Here is a 21,220-nt window from a genome sequence, read left to right as displayed (position 1 = left end):
AGGCCGCCTCGATTTTGTTAACGAGTTCACAAACTCGTAAAGTAAGTGTGCGCTCGACGCTCTCCTCACGCAGGAAATCCCCGGCGTCGCAGCCATGGAGACTTGTGACGATTCTGCGCCCCACCCCGTTCGCCGACCACCACGATCGCGGTATCCCCGATGCCACCGTGGCGCGACTCCCGATCTACCTGCGTGCTCTCACGACGTTGATCGAGCAGGGCACCGTCACGTGCTCGTCCAACGAGCTCGCCGACGAGGCGGGGGTCAACCCGGCGAAGCTGCGCAAGGACCTGTCCTACCTCGGGTCGTACGGCACGCGTGGCGTCGGGTACGAGGTCGAGTACCTGCGCTACCAGATCGCGCGCGAGATCGGCCAGACCCAGGACTGGGACGTCGTCATCGTCGGCGTGGGCAACCTCGGCACGGCGCTGTCGGCCTACCAGGGCTTCAGCTCGCGCGGCATCCGCGTGGCCGCCCTCGTGGACGCCGATCCCGATCGCATCGGCACCGTCGTGTCGGGCATCACCGTCACCTCGCTGGACGATCTCGACGCCGTGGTGGCCGAACGCGGCGTCTCGATCGGCATCATCGCCACGCCGGGCCCCGCGGCCCAGCCGGTGGCCGACCGCCTCGTGGCGGCCGGCATCACCAGCATCCTGAACTTCGCGCCCGCCGTCGTGCAGGTGCCCGACGGCGTCGACCTGCGCAAGGTCGACCTGTCCATCGAGCTGCAGATCCTGGCCTACCACGAGCAGCGCAAGGGCACGCCCGGATCCGCTGCCGGCGTGGAGCCGGTCACCGTTGAACCGGTCACGGAGGTCACCGCATGAGCGTGTTGATGGTGGGCATGTCCCACAAGTCCGCACCGATCGAGGTGCTCGAGCGCGCTGCACTCGACACCGACGCGGCCGTGAAGCTGTCGCACCAGGTGCTCGACAACCCGGCGGTCACCGAGTCCGTCGTCATCTCCACCTGCAACCGCGTCGAGGTCTACGTCGAGGCCGACCGGTTCCACGGGTCGGTCGACGAGGTCTCGCGGCTGCTGGCCGAGCAGGCCGGTCTCGACCGTGACGAGCTCGTGCAGCACGTCTACGTGCACTACGACGACGCCGCCGTGGCCCACCTGTTCGGCGTCGCCTCCGGCCTCGACTCGATGATCCTCGGCGAGAGCCAGATCCTCGGGCAGGTTCGCGACGCCCTCCACGCCGCGCAGGCCGAGTCCACCGTCGGTTCGGCGCTGAACGCGCTGTTCCAGCAGGCGTTGCGCATCGGCAAGCGCGGTCACAGCGAGACCGGCATCGACCGGCTGGCCCCCTCGATCGTCACCGCCGGCCTCGCCGTCGCCGGCGACGTCGTCGACGAGCCCGACACCCGGTTCCTGGTCGCCGGCGCGGGCACCATGGCCAACCTCGCCGTGCGCACGCTGATCTCCCGCGGGGTGGCCCCGCACCACATCATGGTCGCGAATCGCACCTACCAGAGCGCCTTCACCCTCGTGGCCACCCACGGCGTCAGCGCCGTGCGGTGGGAGGCCATGGACGTCGAGCTCGCGGCGGCCGACGTCGTCGTCAGCTGCACGGGCGCCAGCGGCACGGTGTTCGACAAGGAGCGCATCGAGCGCGCCGCGGCCGGCCGGTCGCTGACGCTGATCGATCTGGCCCTGCCGCGTGACGTCGACCCGGCGGTCGCCGACCTGCCCGGCGTGCGGCTGGTCGACATCTCCATGCTCGCCGAGCTCGGCGCCGACTCCTCGCTGTCGTCCGACGTGCAGCAGGTCCGCTCGATCGTCGAGGACGAGGTGCGGTCCTTCCTCGCGGCCAAGGCCGCCTCGCGTGTCACCCCGACCGTCGTGGCGCTGCGGACCATGGCCACCGACGTCGTCGCCGCCGAGCTCGCCCGGCTCGAGCCGCGCATCAGCGACCTCCCCGACGACCAGCAGGCCGCGGTGCGTCAGGCGCTGCACCGCGTGGCGGACAAGCTCATCCACGCCCCCACGGTGCGCGTGCAGCAGCTGGTCGAGGACCCCGCCGGGCTCACCTACGCCGACGCGCTCGCCGATCTGTTCGCCCTGGACCCGGGCGCCGTCACGCGGATCACCGGTGATGACGCATGAGCGCTCCTCTTCGCATCGGGACGCGGGCCTCGGCCCTCGCCACCACTCAGACCCGGCAGATCGCCGATCGACTCGTCGCCGAGGCGGGCGCGACGGTGGAGATCGTCACGATCAGCACGGAGGGCGACCGCTCGACGGCGCCGCTCACCGAGTTCGGCGGTCAGGGCGTGTTCGTCGGCGCCCTGCGCGACGCGTTGCTCGACGGACGCATCGACGTGGCCGTGCACTCGCTCAAGGACCTGCCCACGGCCGCCCACCCCGATCTGCTGCTCGCGGCCGTTCCGGTGCGCGAGGACCCGCGCGACTGCGTCGTGGCTCGCGACGGCCTCACCCTCGGCGAGCTGCCCCAGGGCGCACGCGTCGGCACCGGCTCGCCGCGGCGCGAGAGCCAGCTGAACGCGCTCGGCCTCGGCGTCGAGATCGTGGGTGTCCGCGGCAACGTCGACACCCGCATCGCCAAGGTCACCTCCGGCGAGGTCGATGCCGTGCTGCTCGCACGTGCTGGCCTGGCCCGTCTCGGTCGTCTCGACGAGATCACCGAGACCATCGATCCCATCCAGATGCTCCCTGCCCCCGGGCAGGGTGCGCTGGCTTGCGAGTGCCGCGTCGACGATGACGCGACCGCTCGCCTGCTCGGCGTCCTCGACGACCGCGACACCCGCGCGGCCGTCACCGCCGAACGCAGCCTCCTCGCCACCTTGGAGGCAGGCTGCAGCGCTCCGGTCGGCTCTTGCCGAGATCGCCTGGGGCGACGACGGCGACGAGCTGTGGCTACGAGCCGTGGTCGGAGACCTCTCCGGCGCGCCCACCATCCGACTGTCCGCGACCGGCCTGCCTGAGCAGGCCGCCGCGGTCGGCGAACGTCTCGCTGCCGAGATGCTCGCCGAAGGGGCCGACACGCTCGTGTCGGTGACCTCGTGATCGACGGCAGCACGAGAAAAGGACACGCAGTGACTGCAGAGATGACCAGCACGGTCCCGACCACACCCATTCCCGGCAAGAAGCTGGGACACGTCGAGCTTCGTGGGTGCCGGCCCGGGCGACGAGAGCCTGCTCACGGTGCGCGCCGCCGAGCTGCTCGCGCTGGCCGACGTCGTGATCATCGAACAGCCCGAGCAGGCCGCGCTCGTCACCAACGGCGCCGAGATCGTCGACGGTGGCACCAGCGAAGACGGCGAGACGCTCACCCACGCCGCCCGCGCTCGCATCGTGGTCAAGCACGCCAAGACCGGTGCGCAGGTCGTGCGCCTGGTGGCCGGCGACCCGTTCACCTACGCCACCGCCCCCGAGGAGGCCGCCGCCTGCACCAAGGCCGGCATCGGCTTCGAGATCGTGCCCGGCATCTCGTCGGTGTCGGCGGTCCCGGCCTACGCCGGAGTGCCGTTGACGAACCGCACGCACCGCGAGTTCTCGGTGGTGAACGTGGGCGACGCCAAGATCACCTGGGCCGACCACGCGGGCCAGGACACCTTGGTGCTGCTCGCTGCCGTGAGCCGCATCGAGGAGGCGGCGACCGGTCTGATCGAGGCCGGCCGCGATGCTGACACCCCCGTCGCGATGACCCGCGTCGGCACCACCACCGAGCAGTCCACCGTCGTGTCGACGCTGGCCGACATCGCCGCCGACGCGGCGGCCGCCGGCATGACGTCGCCGGCCATCACCGTCGTCGGTGCCGTGGTGGGCATGCGTGAGGCGCTCTCGTGGTTCGAGACCAAGCCGCTGTACGGCTGGCGCGTCCTGGTGCCGCGCACCAAGGAGCAGTCGGCCGGTCTGGCCCGCCGCCTGCGCGGCTACGGTGCGGTCTCCGAGGAGGTCCCGACCATCTCGGTCGAGCCGCCGCGCAACCCGCAGCAGATGGACAAGGCGGTGCGCGGCCTGGTCGAGGGGCGCTACGAGTGGATCGCCTTCACCAGCGTCAACGCGGTCAAGGCCGTGCGCGAGAAGTTCGAGGAGTACGGGCTCGACGCCCGCGCCTTCTCGGGCCTGAAGATCGCTGCGGTCGGCGACAAGACCGCCGAGGCCATCGCCACCTGGGGCATCCGTCCGGACCTGGTGCCCAGCGGCGAGCAGTCGGCGCGTGGGTTGCTCGAGGACTGGCCGCCGTTCGACGACGTGCTCGACCCGATCAACCGGGTCTTCATGCCGCGGGCCGACATCGCCACCGAGACGCTCGTCGCGGGCCTGATCGACCTGGGCTGGGAGGTCGACGACGTCACGGCGTACCGCACGGTGCGCGCGTCGCCGCCGCCGGCACCGGTCCGTGAAGCGATCAAGTCGGGCAAGTTCGACGCCGTGCTGTTCACGTCGTCGTCCACGGTCCGCAACCTCGTGGGCATCGCCGGCAAGCCGCACGCGCAGACGATCATCGCCTGCATCGGACCGGCCACGGCCAAGACCGCCGAGGAGCACGGCCTGCGGGTCGACGTGATGGCCGAGCAGCCGTCGGTCGAGCTGCTGGCCGACGCGCTCGCCGAGTTCGGTGCCGCTCGTCGCCTCGAGTTCGTCGACGCCGGGGAGCCGGTGCTGCGCCCGTCGCAGAAGCGCCCCACGTCGCGCCGCTCCAAGGCGTAGTCGTGTCGTTCCCGTCCGATCGTCCTCGCCGCCTGCGCTCGTCGCCGGCGGTGAGGCGGTTGGTGGCGGAGACGCACGTGCAGCCCAGTCAGCTGGTCCTGCCGATGTTCGTGGCCGAGGGACTGACCGAGCCGCGCCCGATCACCTCGATGCCCGGGGTCGTGCAGCACACGCGTGATTCCGCGCGTGAGGTGTACGCCGAGGCGGCGCGCCTCGGCCTGGGCGGCGTCATGCTGTTCGGTGTGCCCGAGCACAAGGACGCCACGGGGTCGGGTGCTCTGGACCCCGAGGGCATCCTCAACGTCGCCCTGCGCGACGCCCGCGCCGAGGTCGGCGACGACCTCCTGGTCATGTCGGACCTGTGCCTCGACGAGTTCACCGACCACGGCCACTGCGGTGTGCTCGACGACCGGGGCCGGGTCGACAACGACGCCACCGTGGACATCTACGCGCAGATGGGCGTGGTGCAGGCCGCGTCAGGCGCCCACGTCGTCGGCCCCAGCGGCATGATGGACGGCCAGGTCGGCGCCATCCGCTCGGCGCTCGACGCCGCTGGTCACGACGACACGGTGATCCTGGCCTACGCCGCCAAGTACTCGTCGGCCTTCTACGGACCCTTCCGCGAGGCCGTCGACTCGTCGCTGACCGGAGACCGCAAGACGTACCAGCAGGACCCGGCCAACGCCCGCGAGGCGCTGCGCGAGGTGATGCTGGACATCGCCGAGGGCGCCGACATCGTCATGGTCAAGCCGGCCCTGAGCTATCTCGACGTGATCCGTCAGGTGCGCGACGCCGTCGACGTGCCGGTGGCCGCCTACAACATCTCCGGTGAGATGGCGATGGTCGAGGCCGCCGCCGCCAACGGCTGGATCGAGCGCGAGCGCGCCATCGACGAGGTGGTCCTGTCGATCCGCCGCGCCGGAGCCGACATCGTGCTCACCTACTGGGCCGCAGAGATCGCGGCGCGCCTGTCTCGCTGACGCCCGTGATGGACTCGCCTGCTCGGTGAAGCAGGTTCAGCCCTTGGTGTACTTCGTCATGCAGGTCTGGAAGCGGGCCTTGTAGGTGCTGCCCGGCAGCAGGGCGACCTCGACCAGACAACGCAGGTTCGCCTCGACGGTGGTGAGCAGGCCGGTGACCGGCTCGGTGACCGGGGCGAGCGGCTTGAGCGGGGTGTTCTCGATGGTGCCCTGGAGGCCACTGCCGAGCGTGCTGCCCTGTCCGGAGGTGCCGCCGGTCGAGCCCGTTCCTCCGGTGCCACCCGTCGATCCGGTTCCGGTGCCACCGGTCGATCCGGTCGATCCGGTGGAGCCGTTGTCGTCCTTGGGCTTGGAGTTGGAGTCCTTCTCCGCCTGTGCGGCCTTCTTGCGCTGGCTGGGCGTCAGGGTCTGGTCCGACGAGCGGTTGGTCAGCATCGGCGAGGTCGTGTAGAGGTTCGGCGACTGGGAGAAGTCACCGGCCGCGTAGCGCTCGGAGATGGCCAGCACGAGGTCGACGTAGGAGGCGGAGTTGTTGTAGCGGCGCACCGCGTCGGCGGCGTCGGCCTGCTTAGACAGGTCGCCGGGTCCGGCGCACAGGTAGACACCGGCCGCGGTGGCCGCGTCGTCGATGTCCTGCGGGTTCTTGGTGCCGTCACCGTCGCCGTCGACGCCCACTGCTGCCCAGGTGCCGGGGATGAACTGCATGGGTCCGACCGCGCGGTCGAAGGTGGTGTCCTTGTCGAGCTTGCCGCCGTCGGTGTCGGTGATCCGAGCGGTGCCGTTGCTGCCGTCGAGGGCGACGCCGTAGATGCCGGGGGTGGCGACGCCGTCGGCACCGAGCCGGTTGTTGTTGGTGCGGCCGTGGTTGGACTCGACGCGGCCGATGGCGGCGACGAGGTTCCACGGCAGGTTGCACGTGGGGTCGGCCTTGTCGAGCAGGTTCGCAGCGCGGCGGTACGCGAAGAGCGCCGCTTCCGGGATGCCGTTGGCGGACAGGGTGGAGACCGCCATGTCGGCACCGGCGCGCGGATCGATGCCGGTGGGCGCCTTCTGGACGCTGGCGGGCTGGTCGAAGGCGGTGCCCGGGACGGCGGGGATCGCGCCGGGATCGGCGCTGTCGGACGCGTTCGCGAGGCCCGTGTTGGTGAGCGCGGCACCCCACGCGGCCACGAGGACGGCCATGGGGACCAGAGCCCCGGCCTTCTGCCAGCGAGACAACGAACGACGTGCCATGAAAGTGCTTTCCCCTCCAACGAGGTCCGGCCGTGGTGAACGACGGACCTGTCCGTTCGACTCACGTCGGTCGGACAGTGACATAGATAACGATAGGTGGGGCCGCGAGTTACGGCTACGTGAACTCGGGGGACACTGGAACGGTGACCCAGAACCAGACGTCCCATGAGCTGTTCTCCCGGGCGCAGGCCGTCGCTCCCGGTGGAGTCAACTCGCCGGTACGAGCGTTTCGCGCCGTCGGGGGCTCCCCGGTGTTCATGGCGGAGGGCCGGGGCGCGTGGCTCACCGACGTCGACGGCAACCGCTACGTCGACCTGGTCGGCTCGTGGGGACCGATGCTGCTCGGGCACGCCCATCCGGCCGTGCTCGAGGCCGTCGGAGCGGCCGTCGCCCGCGGCACGTCGTTCGGCACCCCGAGCGCGCCCGAGGTCGAGCTGGCCGAGGAGATCGTCGCTCGCACCCCGGTCGAGCTGGTGCGCATGGTGTCGTCCGGAACCGAGGCCACGATGTCAGCGGTCCGCCTGGCCCGCGCCTTCACCGGTCGCGACACGATCGTCAAGTTCGCCGGCTGCTACCACGGACACGTCGACGCGCTGCTCGCCGAGGCGGGGTCGGGCGTCGTCACCCTGGGCATCCCGGGGACGCCGGGAGTCCCGGCGCACGTCACCGCCGACACCGTCGTGCTCACCTACAACGACCGCGCCGGGGTCGAGGCGGCCTTCGACCAGCTCGGCGACCAGATTGCGTGCGTCATCACCGAGGCTGCTGCCGGCAACATGGGCCTGGTGCCGCCCGAGCCGGGCTTCAACCAGTTCCTGTCCGAGATCACGTCCCGCCACGGGGCCCTGCTGATCAGCGACGAGGTCATGACCGGCTTCCGCGTCACCCGCTCGGGACAGTGGGGTCTCGACGGTGCCGTCGAGGGCTGGCGACCCGACCTGCTCACCTTCGGCAAGGTGATGGGCGGAGGCTTCCCGGCAGCCGCCTTCGGCGGTCGGGCCGAGATCATGGCTCAGCTGGCTCCGTCCGGCCCGGTGTACCAGGCCGGGACCCTGTCGGGGAATCCCATCGCCACGACGGCCGGCCTCGCCACGCTGCGCGCCGCCGACGACGCGGCCTACGAGCGGCTCGGCGTCGCGTCGTCTCGTCTGCAGGCGATGGTGGCCGACGCGCTCACCACCGCCGGAGTCGTGCACCGCATCCAGAACAGCGGCTCCATGTTCAGCGTCTTCTGGGGCGTCGACCAGCCGGTGGTCGACTTCGCCGGCGCCCAGGCCCAGGAGGCGTGGCGCTACAGCCCGTTCTTCCACGCGATGCTCGAGGCCGGGGTGTACCTGCCGCCGAGCGCCTTCGAGTCGTGGTTCGTCTCGGCGTCCCACGACGAGGAGGCACTCGCTAGAATCGGGGAGGCACTCCCGAGAGCGGCTGCCGCAGCGGCGGCCGCCCAGCCCGACCACCGAGGAACCTGATGACCACGCGCACGATCGTCCACCTCATGCGGCACGGCGAGGTGCACAACCCGCTCGGCGTCCTCTACGGCCGCATCGCCGGCTATCACCTGTCCGACCTCGGGCACGAGATGGCCGCGCAGGTGGCCGAGGCACTGAAGGACCACCCGATCACCCACCTGGTGGCCTCTCCGCTGGAACGGGCGCAGGAGACCGCCGCCCCTCTGTCGCAGATCCTGTCGGTGCCGATCACCACCGACGAGCGCGTCATCGAGGCCGGCAACAAGTTCGAGGGCAAGAGCGTCGGCGTCGGACCCAAGGCGTTCCTGCGGCCCGACCGGTGGTGGCTGCTGCGCAACCCGGCGCGCCCGTCGTGGGGCGAGCCGTACCTCGAGATCGCCGCTCGCATGCGCGCGGCCATCGACGACGCCCGCGAGGCAGCCCGCGGCAGCGAGGCCGTGATCGTGTCGCACCAGCTGCCCGTGTGGACCTCGCGCCTCATGTACGAGCAGAGACGATTCGCGCACGACCCCCGCAAGCGGCAGTGCACGCTCGCGAGCCTCACGTCCCTGACCTTCGAGGACGACGACTACACCGGCTTCGTCTACAGCGAGCCGGCCGGTGACCTGCTGCCCGACGCGCTCAAGGGCAACACGTTCTCGGGTGGAGCATGAGAATCCGTGCGGGCCGGGTGAGGGTCGCCCTCGTGGCCCTGGCATCGATCGCGCTGCTCGCGGGGTGCTCGGGAGCGAACGGTTCGGCCGACACCTCCGGCTACGTGTCGGGCGCCGGCGAGATCACCGTCGTCCCGGTGGCGGACCGCAAGGAGGCGCCGGTGCTGTCCGGCGAGGACCTCGAGGGCAAGCCGCTCACCACGGCCGACTGGGCGGGGCAGACCATCGTGATCAACGTCTGGGGCCCGTGGTGCCCGCCGTGCCGCAAGGAGATGCCCGCGCTCAAGGAGGTGTCGGAGCAGTACGCCGACAAGGACGTGAAGTTCGTGGGCGTGCTGAACCGCTCCAAGTCCGACACCGCGCTCGCCTTCAACCAGAAGATCGGCGTCACGTACCCGACGTTCGCCGACCAGGGCGGCCGGCTCGAGCTCAAGTTCAACGACAGCCTGCCGACCGTGGCGGTTCCCACCACCTGGATCATCGACCCGAAGGGCAAGGTGGCGGTGCGGATCGCCGTCGACGGGCTCACCGCCTCCACGCTCGCCGGGCTGATCGACGACGTGAAGTCGTCGGTCGGCGCCGCGTGATGCGTTCGGAGCCGGTGTGAACGACTGGCTGACCCAGACCGTCTCCTCGGGCACCCTCGTGCTCGCGCTGCCGGTCGCCCTGGTGGCCGGTCTCGTCTCGTTCTTCTCGCCGTGCGTGGTGCCGTTGCTGCCGGGCTACCTGTCGTACGTCTCCGGCGTCGCGGTCCAGGATCTCGACGCCGACCGATCCGAGCCCGGGAACCTGCGGCTGCGTCGCCGCAGTCGACTGCTCACCGGGTCGATCCTGTTCGTGCTGGGCTTCTCGACGGTCTTCGTGCTCGGCGGTGCGCTGTTCGGCTCCATCGGCACCGAGCTGCGCGCGTACCAGCGTCCGCTGTCGATCGCCACGGGCATCCTGGTCATCGTCGTCGGGCTGGCCTTCATCGGGCTGCTGCCCCTGCTGCAGCGAGACGTCCGGGTGCACGCGGTGCCCGCTGTTGGGCTGGCGATGGCGCCGGTGCTCGGCGTGTTCTTCGCCGTGGGCTGGGCGCCGTGCATCGGCCCGACGCTCAGCGCCGTGCTCGGCCTGAGCCTCGCCACCGACGACGCGACCGCGGCGCGTGGCGCGCTGCTGGCGTTCGTGTACTGCCTGGGTCTCGGTGTGCCGTTCGTCCTGGCGGCTCTGGGGTTCGAACGGTTCTCCCGTTCCATCGGGTGGCTGCGCCGACACCAGCGTGCCGTCTCGGTGTTCGGGGGAGCCCTGCTCGTCGTGGTCGGCGTCCTGCTCGTCAGTGGGGTCTGGGACAGCCTCGTCATCGACCTGCAGAACTGGCTCGGCGGATCGGAGACGTTGCTGTGAGCACCCCCAGCTCCTCGCGCGACTTCCAGCCGCAGCAGGCGCCGCCGCTGAACACGTGGGCCTTCGCCCGGTGGATCTGGCGACAGCTGACCTCGATGCGCACCGCGCTGTCGTTGCTCCTGCTGCTGGCCATCGCGGCGGTTCCCGGGTCGTTCATCCCGCAGCGAGGCGTCAGCCCGCGGGCGGTCGAGGCGTACAAGGCGGCCCACCCCACGCTCGGCCCCATCTACGAGAAGCTGGGCATGTTCAGCGTGTTCACCTCCCCGTGGTTCAGCGGGATCTACCTGCTGCTCATGGTGTCGCTGGTCGGGTGCATCGTGCCGCGCACCCGGGTGTACCTCGCGGCCCTCCGGGCGCGCCCGCCCGCCGCGCCGCGCCGGCTGGACCGGCTGCCGACGTCGGCGACGTTCACCACCGACGCCGAGCCGGCCGAGGTCATGGCGCTGGGACGCCGCGCGCTGCGACGCGCCCGCATCGACGTCGTCGAGCGTGACGGCGTGCACGAGCTGTCGGCCGAGAAGGGCTACCTGCGCGAGGCCGGCAACCTGCTGTTCCACGTCAGCGTCGTGGTGGTGCTGATCGGCGTCGCCGTCAGCAACCTGCTGGGCTATCGCGGAGCAGCGATCGTGACCGAGGGCGACCGCTTCAGCAACGTGCTGACGCAGTACGACGAGTTCACCTCGGGCGCACTGTTCAACCGCGACTCCCTCCCGCCGTTCTCGTTCAAGCTCGACGAGTTCGATGCCCGGTTCCAGGGCTCCGGGCCGCAGGCCGGTGCCCCGGTGTCGTTCGAGGCGACCGGCACCGTCAGCCGTGGCACCAGCAGCACTGACACGCCGTTCAGCATCCGGGTCAACCACCCCCTCAGCGTCGACGGCACCTCGGTGTTCCTCGTCGGCCAGGGCTACGCACCGGTCATCAAGGTCACGAACGCCGACGGCGAGGTCGTGTTCGACGAGCCCGTCCCGTTCCTGCCCGCCGACTCCACCTACACCTCCAACGGCGTGGTCAAGGTCGCCGAGGCAGAGCCCGAGCAGCTCGGCTTCCAGGGGTTCTTCCTGCCCACCTACGTCACGGGCACCGACGGCGCGACCAAGTCGGTCTTCCCCGCTCCGCTGCGACCCATCCTCGGCCTGTTCGTCTGGCACGGCGACCTCGGCCTGGACGACGGCGTCCCCCAGTCGGTGTACGTCCTCGACAAGAGCAAGATGACGCAGTACATGAACGGCGACAAGGGATACCGGGTCAGCCTGCAGCCCGGTCAGACCCAGGACCTCCCGGACGGCGGAACGATCGAGTTCGTCGAGCTGCGCCAGTTCGCGCGGTTCCAGATCGCCGCCACGCCGTTGGTGCAGCTCCCGCTGATCGGTATCGTCGCCGCCGTTCTCGGCCTGCTCGCCTCCCTGTTCGTGCAGCCCCGCAGAACCTGGATCCGCGCGCGTCGCGAGGGGTCGCGTACCGTGGTCGATGTCGCCGTGCTCGATCGCGTGGTGCGCGACGCGATGCCGGGGAAGCTCGATCCCCTCCTCGAACGCCTGCAGGTGCAGACACCTGATCAGAAGGAGCGCCCATGAACCTCGCCACCTACGCGCAGCTGTCCAACTACAGCGTCGCCTCCGGCACCATCGTGGTGGCGTTGGCCTTCCTGGCGCACCTGGCCGAGTGGGGCTTCGCCACGCGCACGGCCGCCGCCCCGGTGGCCGTGGCGGCCGACGGCTCGCAGATCGTCGAGGGTGAGGCCGGCGGTGACACCAGCGGGTCCGACGCAGGACCCGACGGCGACGCCGACTCCCGCCCCGACATCAGCACGGTGCTGGCGTCCATCGGCGTCTCGCTGACCACGCTGTCGACGGCCCTGCTGCTCGTCGGCACCCTGACCCGCGGCCTGGCCGCCGAGCGGGTGCCGTGGAGCAACATGTACGAGTTCGCCGTCACCGGGTCGCTGATCGCACTGGCGGTCTACCTCGTCCTCGTCCGCACCTGGCAGGTCGAGTGGCTCGGCGTCTTCGTCACCGGCTTCTCCCTGGTGCTGCTCGGCATCGGCTTCAGCGTCTACGTTCCGGCCGGACCGACCGTGCCGGCGCTGCAGTCGTACTGGCTGGTCATCCACGTGGCGGCCGTCATGATCGCCGGCGCCCTGTTCCTCGTGGGTGCTGCTGCGTCGGTGCTGTACCTGCTCAAGGAGCGCGCCGAGTCGCGTGGCACCGAGGGCCCGCTGATGGCGCGGATCCCCACCTCGGCGGTCATGGACCGGGTGGCCTACCGCGTGCACGCCGTCGCCTTCCCGATCTGGACCTTCGGCGCACTCATCGCCGGGCCCATCTGGGCCTACAGCGCGTGGAGCCGCTACTGGGGCTGGGACCCCAAGGAGGTCTGGGCGCTGATCACGTGGATCGTCTACGCCGGCTACCTGCACGCCCGCTACACCGCCGGCTGGAAGGGCAAGCGTGCCGCCACCGTCGCGCTGTTCGGCTTCGCGACCTTCCTGTTCAGCTTCTACGGCGTCAACCTGCTCTTCGGCGGACTGCACGCCTACGCCAAGTAGCGGCTTGCCCGGCCCCGCGGCCTACAGGCCCCGGAGGTAGTCGGGGTCGTCGTCGGGACCGAACGGCGGTCGTGGGCCGGGACGAGGTCCCTTGCGGCCACCGTTCGGCGGATTCCAGGTGCGGCGGTGCCCCACGGTGAGCCACAGCAGCGGTCCGATCACCGGCGGCACCAAGATGACGAACCAGACGACCTTGGGCAGCTTGCCGCGGATCTGGTCGCGCGGGGTGGCGATCAGGTCGAACAGGGCGTAGACGAACAGCGTGATTGCCAAGACCGCCAGGAAGAACTTGCCCATGGCTCCTACGGTACCGGCGGGGAACTAAGGTGAAGTGGTGAAGGCATTCTGGACGTACACGCTGGCCCGCTTCCTCGTGTTCGCGGTGTGCTGGGCCGTCTTGTGGGGCATCGGATGGTTCGTCCTGGAGATGTCGCCCTTGAGCAATCTGGTGATCCTGATGGCGGCCATGCTGCTGTCCGCGGTCATCTCGGCCTTCGTGCTCGCCGGCCTGCGCGACGACCTCGCCCGCAACATCGAGCAGCGAGCCGCCCGCATGACCGAGCGGCTCGAGGAGTCACGCCGTGCCGAAGACGTCGACTGAGGACCGGGCCTGGATCGCCGAGGCGATCCGTCGGGTCGACGCGGACGCCAACCGCAGCGCCGACACTCACCTGCACGTGCTGCCCACCCCGCTCGACGGCATCGACATCTACCTCAAGGACGAGTCGGTGCATCCCACCGGCAGCCTCAAGCACCGGCTCGCCCGCTCGCTGTTCCTGTACGCCCTGTGCAACGGGTGGGTGTGCCCCGAGACCACCATCATCGAGGCCTCCAGCGGCTCCACGGCGGTCAGCGAGGCGTACTTCGCGCGGCTGATCGGCGTGCCCTTCATCGCCGTCATGCCGGCCACGACCAGTCCCGAGAAGATCGCCCTGATCGAGTTCTACGGCGCCACGTGCCACCTGGTCGACGACCCCAGCACCGTGTACGCCGAGGCGCGCCGGCTCGAGACCGAGACCGGCGGGCACTACATGGACCAGTTCACCTACGCCGAACGGGCCACGGATTGGCGAGGCAACAACAACATCGCGGAGTCGATCTTCGACCAGATGTCAGCGGAGCCGCATCCGTGTCCCACCTGGATCGTGGTGGGGGCCGGCACCGGTGGCACGTCGGCCACCATCGGTCGCTACGTGCGGTACCGGCGGTTCGACACCCGCATCGCGGTCGCGGACCCGGAGAACTCGGCGTTCCACGACGGCTGGGAACAGGACCGGTCGGACGTCACCACCTCCACCCCCTCGCGCATTGAGGGCATCGGTCGGATGCGGATCGAGCCGTCGTTCGTCGGGGGAGTGGTCGACGACATGGTCGTGGTGCCCGACGCCGCCTCGATCGCCACGGCCCGGTGGGTCTCGGACCTGCTGGGTCGCCCCGTCGGCGGGTCCACCGGCACCAACCTCTGGGCGGTCCTGCAGTACGCCAGCGCGATGCGCGAGGCGGGGGAGAGGGGCAGCATCGTCACCTTGCTGTGCGACGGTGGCGAGCGGTACGTCAACACGTACTTCGACGACGCCTGGCTCGACCGGCAGGGGATCGACATCGCGCCCTACGGCGCGGCCCTCGCGGAGTTCTCGGCCACCGGCGTCCTGCCGCAGGTCGCGGCTACCCGGTGACCGGGACGATCTCGGCGGACACGATCTGGCCGGCGTCGACCGCGAGCAGGCCGATCGTGCCGCGCGGCTGACGTCGCTTGTCGGTGGGGGAGCCGGGATTGAACAGCCGCTGACCGTCGTCGGTGGTGTCCCACGGGATGTGGGAGTGCCCGAAGACGACCAGGTCGGCGTCGGGGAACTGTGCGCGCATGCGGCGAGCTCGCCCCTGCTTGCTGCCGGAGTCGTGGATCATCGCCACGCGGACGCCCTCGAGCACCAGCTCCAGCGTCGGCGGGGCACCCCACGCCGCGACGTCCGGTCCGTCGTTGTTCCCCTGCACCACGTGCACGGGTGCGAAGGTCGACAGATCGTCGAGCACCGACGGCACGCACACGTCGCCGGCGTGCAGGATGACGTCGACTCCCTCGAGCCGTGCGGCGACCGCTGCGGGCATGGCCTTCCAGAACCGCGGCGCGTGCGTGTCGGAGATGACCGCGACGTGGAGCACCTCAGCCGCCGATGGCGAGTCCGACTGCCAGGCCGATCGCGTAGGCGAGCTCGGCCAGGCCGGTGTCGCGCAGCACGGGGATGAGCCCCGGTCCGAGCGCTCCGGACGCCACGGTCTGGCGGGCCCGCACGATTAACGGGGTCATGAGCAGTCCGAGCAGGGCCCACGTCGTGAAGGTCGACGCCCACACCAGCGCGAGGACCGCGACCACCACCAGCAGGGTGAAGAATCGGCGGGTGTTCTGATCACCGAGCAGCACCGCGACGGTGCGCTTGCCGGACGTGGTGTCGGTCGGGATGTCGCGCAGGTTGTTGGCCACCAGGATCGCGCACGCGAGGGCGCCCACGCCCACGCCGGCGGCGAGCGCCGGACCGGTCACCTGCTCGATCTGCACGTAGGCCGTGCCGACCACGGCGACGAGCCCGAAGAAGACGAAGACGCTGACCTCTCCGAGCGCCTTGTAGCCGTACGGGCTCGGGCCGCCGGTGTAGGTCCAGGCGGCACCGATGGCGGCCACGCCGACCAGCAGCAGCCACCAGGTGGTCGTGGCAGCGAGGGCCAGGCCGAACAGTCCGCCGAGTCCGAGGAAGGCGAGCGCGGCCACCTTGACCGAGCGGGCCGGCACGAGCCCTGAGCCGACCAGGCGCAGTGGTCCCACCCGGTCGTCGTCGGTCCCCTTGATGCCGTCGGAGTAGTCGTTGGCGTAGTTGACCCCGACCTGCAGCGCCAGGGAGACCCCGAGCGCCAGCAGGGCCTTCCACCAGATGACGGAGTCAGCGAACGCCGCCGCCCCGGTGCCGGCCACGACGGGCGCCACGGCCGCCGGCAGGGTGCGCGGTCGCGCCCCGGCGATCCAGAGGCGGACAGGGCTGAGCGTGGGCTGGTCGGTCACCTGCGTAGTGTGCCATTCGCGCTTGGGCGTCAAGGTAGCGTTGACGACGTGACGGCATCTGAGGACGACGACTGCAGCCGCGCGTTCCGACACGCGGTGGCCGAGGCCATCGCCGGAATCGAACCAGGACTCGAGCAGCGGCTGGACCACGACCGCCAGGCCCACCTGGACCTCGTGGTGCTGACCCGGCGCGCCCAGGACGAGATCAGCGATCTGCTCCGTTCAGCGGTCACCTCGGCGCGCGCCGCGGGATGGAGCTGGGAGGCGATCGGCTCCTCGTTGAACATGTCGCGGCAAGCCGCCCAGCAGCGCTTCGGCCACTCGGCGCCGCCCGACCCGAGCGAGGGCCAGCGGCTGGTGGGCCTCACCGCCGTCAGCGAGATGGACACGCTCAACGACTGGGGCCGACGCGGCTGGTGCTCGGTCGGCTTCGGGCCGATGTTCCACGACGTCGTCAAGACCGAGGTGCAGTGGGAGCACCGCCGGGCCGTCGTCGGGGGACGGGCCGCCCGCGATCTCGAGCGCTCGCCGGAGTGGGAACGCATCGGGTCGATGTGGTTTCCGTGGGTGTACTTCAAGCGGGCCACGGACCTGCCGGCCGAGAGCGGCGAGTGACCGCCTCGCTGCGGCCGGTCGCCGGCGCGCCGCGTGAGGTGCTGGACCTGGTGCGCCCGTGGATCCTCGGCGGCGGCCCTCCGATCGTGATGCGCACCTCGGGAAGCACCGGCGCCCCCAAGGACGTGGTGCTGTCCCACGCCGCCGTGACCGCGTCTGCCGCAGCCTCCCTCGACCGGCTCGGCGGGGCCGGGGCATGGTTGTCGGCGCTCCCGGTGACCGCGGTCGGCGGACTCCAGGTGCTGGTGCGGTCGGTGCTGTCGGGCACCGATCCCGTGCTGGCCGACGAGCACGGCTCGCTCGCCGAGGCGGTCTCGGCCGTCGACGGCCCGCGGCGCTTCACCTCGCTCGTGCCGACGCAGCTGCACCGACTGCTGCGCGACGGCCAGGCAGCGATGCTGGCGGACTTCGACGCCGTGCTGATCGGGGGCGCCGCGATGTCGCCCGAGCTGCGTGCAGCGGCCGAGGGTGCCGGCATCACGATCGTGCGCACCTACGGGATGTCCGAGACCTGTGGCGGCTGCGTGTACGACGGTCGTCCGCTCGACGGCGTGCGGTTGCGCATCGACGACGGCGGTCAGGTCCTGGTGGCCGGCGACGTGCTGTTCGACCGATATGCAGACCCGGCTGCCACCGCCGCGGTGCTGCGTGATGGCTGGTTCGCCACGGCCGATCTCGGCAGCATCGACGACGCCGGTCGGCTCACTGTCACCGGCCGCGTCGACGACGTGGTGCAGAGCGGCGGCGTCAACGTGGCCCTGCCCGCGGTCACGGCCGCGCTGCTGACGATCGACGGGGTGTCGGACGGCGCCGCGGTCGGCGTGCCCGATCCCGAGTGGGGCCGCCGGATCGTGGCGTACCTGGTTCCGGACGACGCCGTCTGCCTCGACGGTCTGCGCCTGGACGCCGTGCGCGACCACGTCGAGGCCGCCGGCGTGCCCCGCGCGTGGGCCCCCCGAGAGGTCGTGCTGCTCGACGCGCTTCCGCTGCTGCCCGGGGGCAAGATCGACCGTCAGGCGCTGATCAGCCGATTGCTCGAGTGATCGCCTCGTCGATCGGCGTGCTTCCCTCGGTGAGGGTCCACTGCTGGCCGATGGTCCGGTCGTCGTCCAGCACGGCGGCGAGGACCCGGGCGACGTCGGCGCGGCTCACCTCGCCGCGGTCGAGCTCGGGCGCGAGCGCGACCTTGCCCGTGGCGGGATCGTCGGTCAGTCCGCCGGGCCGGATGATGGTCCAGTCCAGATCGCTGTCGCGCAGCGCGGCGTCGGCGTCGCGCTTGGCCTCGACGTAGGCCCGCCACACGTCCGCGGTGTCGTCGGGCAGCTCGGCGTCCACGCCGATCGCGGAGATCTGCACGAAGCGCCGGACGCCTGCCACGCCGGCCCCGGCGATCGACTTCAGCGATCCGCCGAGGTCGACCGTGCGCTTGCGCTCGATGTTGCCGTCGCCCCCGCCGCCCGCCGCGAAGACCACGGCGTCCATGCCCTGGAGGACCTCGCCGAACCTCTCGCCGGAGTCCTGCTCGATGTCGAGCAGGGCGGTCTCGGCCCCCATCGCCTCCAGCTCCGCCTGCTGCTCGGGCTTGCGGATCAGGGCGACCGGTTGGTGGCCACGTTCGACCAGCTCGCCGATCAGCAGCCGGGCGATCTGTCCGTGGCCTCCCACGATGGCGATTCTGGACGGGGTCGGACGAGTCATGCCTCCACCGTAGGTCGGGAGGTCACACCCCGCTGGTCGCGGGGACGCGGTCCTCGTCCGGGTCGACGGCCGGCGTCGTGTGCGCCCGGAGCGACTCGCCCTCGATGTCCAGATTGGGCAGCAGGCGATCCAGCCAGCGCGGCAGCCACCACATGCGGTCGCCGACCAGGGCCATGAAGGCCGGGACCAGCGTCATGCGCACGAGGAACGCGTCCGCGAGCACGCCGACGGCCAGGCCGAAGCCGATGGACTTGATGATCACGTCGTCGCCCAGCGCGAAGCTGCCGAAGACGCCGATCATGATCGCCGCGGCCGCCGTCACGACCCGAGCGCCGTGCTGGAAGCCGTGCACGACCGCCGGCACCGCCTCGGCGCCGTGGGTGTACTCCTCGCGCATGCGCGACACCAGGAAGACCTCGTAGTCCATCGCGAGACCGAACAGGATCCCGGTCAGCAGCAGGGGGAGCAGGAACAGCACGGGACCGGACTTGTCGATGCCGACGAGATCGGCGAACCAGCCCCACTGGAACACCGCGACCGTCGCGCCGAGGGCGACTCCGACCGACAGCAGGAATCCGATGACGGCCTTGAGTGGGACGAGGATGGATCGGAAGACGATCGCGAGCAGCACGAACGCGAGTCCGACCACCACCAGCAGGTAGCGCGGGAACGCCTTCGCCAGCGACTCCGAGATGTCCACCCCGAGCGCGGTCTGTCCGGTGACCAGGACGTTCGCACCGGTCTGCGCCTCGGCGCCGTCCACGGCCGATCGGATGTCGTCGACCAGTCGCTGGGTGTCGGCGTCGGACGGTCCGCTCTTGGGGATGACGGTCACGATGGCGTACTCGGCCTTGCTGAGCTGCTCGTCGTAGGCCCTGACCGCCTCGGGCGGGCTGTCGGCGGTGATCGGCGGCACGACGGCGGCGATGTCGGTCTTGATGCCCTCGACGGCAGTGGTCACGGCGTCGACCGCGCGCTGGGGGTCCGATGCGTTCTTGGTGTCCACCACGACGAGCAGCGGGCCGTTGGTGCCGGCGCCGAAGTTCTTGGCGATGGTGTCGTAGGCGACGCGCGCGCCGCTGCCGGCCGGGGCGGTGCCGTCATCGGGCAGGGCCAGCTGCATGGAGGCGACCGGCAGGGCGACGACGGCGGCGACGAGCAGGCCACCGACGAACGTGACCGTCTTGTGCTGGGTCACCAGGTCGGCCCAGCGGCGACCGTTGGTGCGCTTGCCGCTGGTCTCGTCCTTGGGGCGGAACAGGCGGAGCCCGCCGGAGGTGACGCGGCGGCCCGCGAAGCCGAACAGCGCGGGCAGCAGCGTCAGCGCGATCAGCACCGCGACGGTCACGGTGGCCGCGGCGGCCACGCCCATCTCGGTCAGGAAGCTGATGTTCACGATCGAGAGACCGGCCAGGGCGATGACGACGGTGAGGCCGGCGAAGATGACCGCGGATCCGGCGGTGCCCACGGCGTGGCCTGCGGCCTCCTCGAGATCACGTCCTTCGCTCGCCTCGTGGCGGTAGCGACTCACGATGAACAGTGCGTAGTCGATGCCGACGGCGAGGCCGAGCATGGTGGCCAGGACCGGTGTGGTCGACCCGAGGTCGACGAAGCCGGTGAGGGTCGTGATGCCGGCCACGCCGATGCCGACGCCGATGAGCGCGGTCAGCAACGGCATGCCGGCCACCAGCAGGGAGCCGAACGTGAGGACCAGCACGACGATCGCGACGCCGATGCCGAGCAGCTCGGTGGTGCCGGTCTCCGGCACCTCCTGCAGGGCGTCGCCGCCGATGGCGACCGAGATGTCCTGGGCCTCGAGCGAGTCGCCGGCTGACTCCAGGGCGCTGCGGTCGGCCTGGTCGAGCTCGATCGAGGTGCGGTCGTAGCTGACCGTCGCGTAGGCGACCGAGCCGTCCTCGGAGACGGTGCCGGTGGTGAACGGGTCGCTGCTCGAGACCACGTGGTCGGTGCGCACGGACTCGATCGCAGCGAGCACGGCCTTCTGGTTGGCGGGGCTCTCGAGGGTCTGCCCCTCGGGCGCCTGGAACACGATGCGTGCCGTGGCGCCGTCGGGTGCGGCGTCAGGCGTGCGTGCCTTGATCAGGTCGAAGGCCTGGGTCGACTCGATGCCCGGCAGGCTGAACTGGTCGGACGTCTTGCCCGACAACGTGGCGGCGCCGGTGCCGATGAGGACGAGCAGCGCGAGCCAGACGGCGGCGACGATGCGACGGTGGTTGAACGACCACTTGCCGAGGCGGTAGAGGTGCCAGGCCATGGGGATCTCCTGAGTGCGGGGGGGGTGTGGGGATGGTGGGTCAGTGGATGCCGAGGACCGGCAGGAGGACGTCGTCGACGTACGAGATGCGGGCGGACTCGTCCCACATCCGGTCGTCGATGACCGGTTGCAGCACGAAGACGGCGATGATCAGCAGGGCGACGTGCGTCAGCCCGGGGCAGTCCTGGGCGACCTCGCCGCGATCGACGGCTCGTTGGATGACGGCATCGATGCGCTGCCGGCCGAGAGCGACGACCTGGTCGCGCAGCGCCTGGCCCAGCTCGGCGTCGGTCTTGGCAGCCTGCATCAGCGCGCCGACCAGGGCGCCCTCGGTGATCTGCTGGGGCGTGCGGTCCGTGACCATCTCGATCAGGTCGCTGCGCAGCGCGCCCGTGTCGGGGTCGGCGTGACCGTCCTCGACCTGCGCCACCAGGGCGTCGGCCACGAGCGAGGCCTTGCTGCCCCACTGGCGGTACAGCGTCGCCTTGCTGCTGTGGGTGGTCTCGGCGATGCGGTCCATCGTGACCCGGTCGAAGCCGTGTTCGGCGACCAGCTGCAACGTTCCGGCGTACAGCTCGGCCAGGCGCTCGGCAGTCAGACGGGTCACGCAGCCTCCTCGGACGATGG

General features: G+C 70.8%; 22 protein-coding genes. 15 read left to right on the top strand and 7 right to left on the bottom strand.

Annotated elements, in window-relative coordinates; translation table 11 throughout:
• Positions 1 to 104: 104 nt before the first annotated feature.
• From AC0L5F_RS07865 to hemB, 5 genes are all read left to right on the top strand, one after another.
• Positions 105 to 830: a redox-sensing transcriptional repressor Rex gene (locus AC0L5F_RS07865; RefSeq protein ID WP_473316058.1), complete on the top strand. Its 726-nt coding sequence runs from the start codon at positions 105 to 107 to the stop codon at positions 828 to 830.
• A complete protein-coding gene (locus AC0L5F_RS07860) occupies positions 827 to 2,113 on the top strand; it encodes a glutamyl-tRNA reductase (protein ID WP_473316057.1) in 1,287 nt (428 codons plus the stop codon). Before AC0L5F_RS07865 ends, AC0L5F_RS07860 begins: the two co-directional genes overlap by 4 nt.
• Positions 2,110 to 2,952: a hydroxymethylbilane synthase gene (gene hemC, locus AC0L5F_RS07855; protein WP_473316056.1), complete on the top strand. Its 843-nt coding sequence runs from the start codon at positions 2,110 to 2,112 to the stop codon at positions 2,950 to 2,952. Before AC0L5F_RS07860 ends, hemC begins: the two co-directional genes overlap by 4 nt.
• A 184-nt stretch (positions 2,953 to 3,136) precedes the next feature.
• Positions 3,137 to 4,684, top strand: coding sequence for a bifunctional uroporphyrinogen-III C-methyltransferase/uroporphyrinogen-III synthase (locus AC0L5F_RS07850; protein ID WP_473316055.1), 1,548 nt, complete (start codon positions 3,137 to 3,139; stop codon positions 4,682 to 4,684).
• Between the two features lie 2 nt (positions 4,685 to 4,686).
• Positions 4,687 to 5,664 (top strand): porphobilinogen synthase, encoded by a 978-nt coding sequence (gene hemB, locus AC0L5F_RS07845; RefSeq protein ID WP_473316054.1) that lies wholly within the window; start codon positions 4,687 to 4,689, stop codon positions 5,662 to 5,664.
• Positions 5,665 to 5,700: 36 nt separating this feature from the next.
• On the opposite strand, the gene AC0L5F_RS07840 is transcribed toward hemB, so the two are convergent.
• Positions 5,701 to 6,897, bottom strand: coding sequence for a lytic transglycosylase domain-containing protein (locus tag AC0L5F_RS07840; RefSeq protein WP_473316053.1), 1,197 nt, complete (start codon positions 6,895 to 6,897; stop codon positions 5,701 to 5,703).
• 143 nt (positions 6,898 to 7,040) lie between these two features.
• On the opposite strand from AC0L5F_RS07840, the gene hemL reads away from it, so the two are divergent.
• The 6 genes from hemL to ccsB are packed head-to-tail and all read left to right on the top strand — an operon-like array spanning position 7,041 to position 12,950.
• Positions 7,041 to 8,366, top strand: a complete 1,326-nt coding sequence (hemL, locus tag AC0L5F_RS07835) for a glutamate-1-semialdehyde 2,1-aminomutase (RefSeq protein WP_473316052.1) — start codon at positions 7,041 to 7,043, stop codon at positions 8,364 to 8,366.
• Positions 8,366 to 9,019, top strand: coding sequence for a histidine phosphatase family protein (locus AC0L5F_RS07830; protein ID WP_473316051.1), 654 nt, complete (start codon positions 8,366 to 8,368; stop codon positions 9,017 to 9,019). Before hemL ends, AC0L5F_RS07830 begins: the two co-directional genes overlap by 1 nt.
• A 32-nt stretch (positions 9,020 to 9,051) precedes the next feature.
• Positions 9,052 to 9,606, top strand: coding sequence for a TlpA family protein disulfide reductase (locus AC0L5F_RS07825; protein WP_473316050.1), 555 nt, complete (start codon positions 9,052 to 9,054; stop codon positions 9,604 to 9,606).
• A gap of 16 nt (positions 9,607 to 9,622) precedes the next feature.
• Positions 9,623 to 10,405, top strand: coding sequence for a cytochrome c biogenesis CcdA family protein (locus tag AC0L5F_RS07820; RefSeq protein WP_473316049.1), 783 nt, complete (start codon positions 9,623 to 9,625; stop codon positions 10,403 to 10,405).
• Positions 10,402 to 11,979 (top strand): cytochrome c biogenesis protein ResB, encoded by a 1,578-nt coding sequence (resB, locus tag AC0L5F_RS07815; protein WP_473316048.1) that lies wholly within the window; start codon positions 10,402 to 10,404, stop codon positions 11,977 to 11,979. Before AC0L5F_RS07820 ends, resB begins: the two co-directional genes overlap by 4 nt.
• The gene (gene ccsB / locus AC0L5F_RS07810) at positions 11,976 to 12,950 is read left to right on the top strand and encodes a c-type cytochrome biogenesis protein CcsB (protein WP_473316047.1); all 975 of its coding nucleotides are present in this window, start codon (positions 11,976 to 11,978) and stop codon (positions 12,948 to 12,950) included. Before resB ends, ccsB begins: the two co-directional genes overlap by 4 nt.
• 21 nt (positions 12,951 to 12,971) lie before the next feature.
• Here the strand turns inward: ccsB and AC0L5F_RS07805 are convergent, their stop codons facing one another.
• Entirely contained in the window at positions 12,972 to 13,247 is a 276-nt protein-coding gene (locus AC0L5F_RS07805; RefSeq protein WP_473316046.1) for a PLDc N-terminal domain-containing protein, read from the bottom strand.
• Positions 13,248 to 13,284: 37 nt separating this feature from the next.
• Here AC0L5F_RS07805 and AC0L5F_RS07800 point away from each other — a divergent pair, with 37 nt between their 5' ends.
• Positions 13,285 to 13,551 carry a DUF4229 domain-containing protein gene (locus AC0L5F_RS07800; RefSeq protein ID WP_473316045.1) on the top strand — a complete coding sequence of 89 codons (267 nt, stop codon included), beginning with the start codon at positions 13,285 to 13,287 and terminating at the stop codon, positions 13,549 to 13,551.
• Positions 13,532 to 14,626: a PLP-dependent cysteine synthase family protein gene (locus tag AC0L5F_RS07795; protein WP_473316044.1), complete on the top strand. Its 1,095-nt coding sequence runs from the start codon at positions 13,532 to 13,534 to the stop codon at positions 14,624 to 14,626. Before AC0L5F_RS07800 ends, AC0L5F_RS07795 begins: the two co-directional genes overlap by 20 nt.
• Here the strand turns inward: AC0L5F_RS07795 and AC0L5F_RS07790 are convergent.
• Both AC0L5F_RS07790 and AC0L5F_RS07785 read right to left on the bottom strand, forming a co-directional pair.
• A complete protein-coding gene (locus AC0L5F_RS07790) occupies positions 14,616 to 15,113 on the bottom strand; it encodes a metallophosphoesterase family protein (RefSeq protein WP_473316043.1) in 498 nt (165 codons plus the stop codon). The genes AC0L5F_RS07795 and AC0L5F_RS07790 overlap by 11 nt on opposite strands.
• A 1-nt stretch (position 15,114) precedes the next feature.
• Complete coding sequence (locus AC0L5F_RS07785) at positions 15,115 to 16,005, bottom strand: 1,4-dihydroxy-2-naphthoate polyprenyltransferase (RefSeq protein ID WP_473316042.1); 891 nt, start codon at positions 16,003 to 16,005, stop codon at positions 15,115 to 15,117.
• A gap of 48 nt (positions 16,006 to 16,053) precedes the next feature.
• Here AC0L5F_RS07785 and AC0L5F_RS07780 point away from each other — a divergent pair, with 48 nt between their 5' ends.
• Positions 16,054 to 16,620: a hypothetical protein gene (locus AC0L5F_RS07780; protein WP_473316041.1), complete on the top strand. Its 567-nt coding sequence runs from the start codon at positions 16,054 to 16,056 to the stop codon at positions 16,618 to 16,620.
• A complete protein-coding gene (locus tag AC0L5F_RS07775; protein WP_473316040.1) occupies positions 16,617 to 17,663 on the top strand; it encodes an AMP-binding protein in 1,047 nt (348 codons plus the stop codon). Before AC0L5F_RS07780 ends, AC0L5F_RS07775 begins: the two co-directional genes overlap by 4 nt.
• On the opposite strand, the gene AC0L5F_RS07770 is transcribed toward AC0L5F_RS07775, so the two are convergent.
• From AC0L5F_RS07770 to AC0L5F_RS07760, 3 genes are read right to left on the bottom strand one after another with little or no spacing between them, the layout of a single operon-like run.
• Positions 17,644 to 18,318, bottom strand: a complete 675-nt coding sequence (locus AC0L5F_RS07770) for an SDR family oxidoreductase (RefSeq protein ID WP_473316039.1) — start codon at positions 18,316 to 18,318, stop codon at positions 17,644 to 17,646. The genes AC0L5F_RS07775 and AC0L5F_RS07770 overlap by 20 nt on opposite strands.
• A gap of 22 nt (positions 18,319 to 18,340) precedes the next feature.
• Positions 18,341 to 20,593 (bottom strand): MMPL family transporter, encoded by a 2,253-nt coding sequence (locus AC0L5F_RS07765; protein WP_473316038.1) that lies wholly within the window; start codon positions 20,591 to 20,593, stop codon positions 18,341 to 18,343.
• A 40-nt stretch (positions 20,594 to 20,633) separates the two neighbouring features.
• Entirely contained in the window at positions 20,634 to 21,200 is a 567-nt protein-coding gene (locus AC0L5F_RS07760) for a TetR/AcrR family transcriptional regulator (RefSeq protein ID WP_473316037.1), read from the bottom strand.
• Positions 21,201 to 21,220: the final 20 nt, after the last annotated feature.

This window comes from Aeromicrobium sp. 10G20-16 (assembly GCF_055809665.1).
Note: the sequence above shows the minus strand (reverse complement) of the source record. Positions and strands in the feature narration are given on the sequence as shown.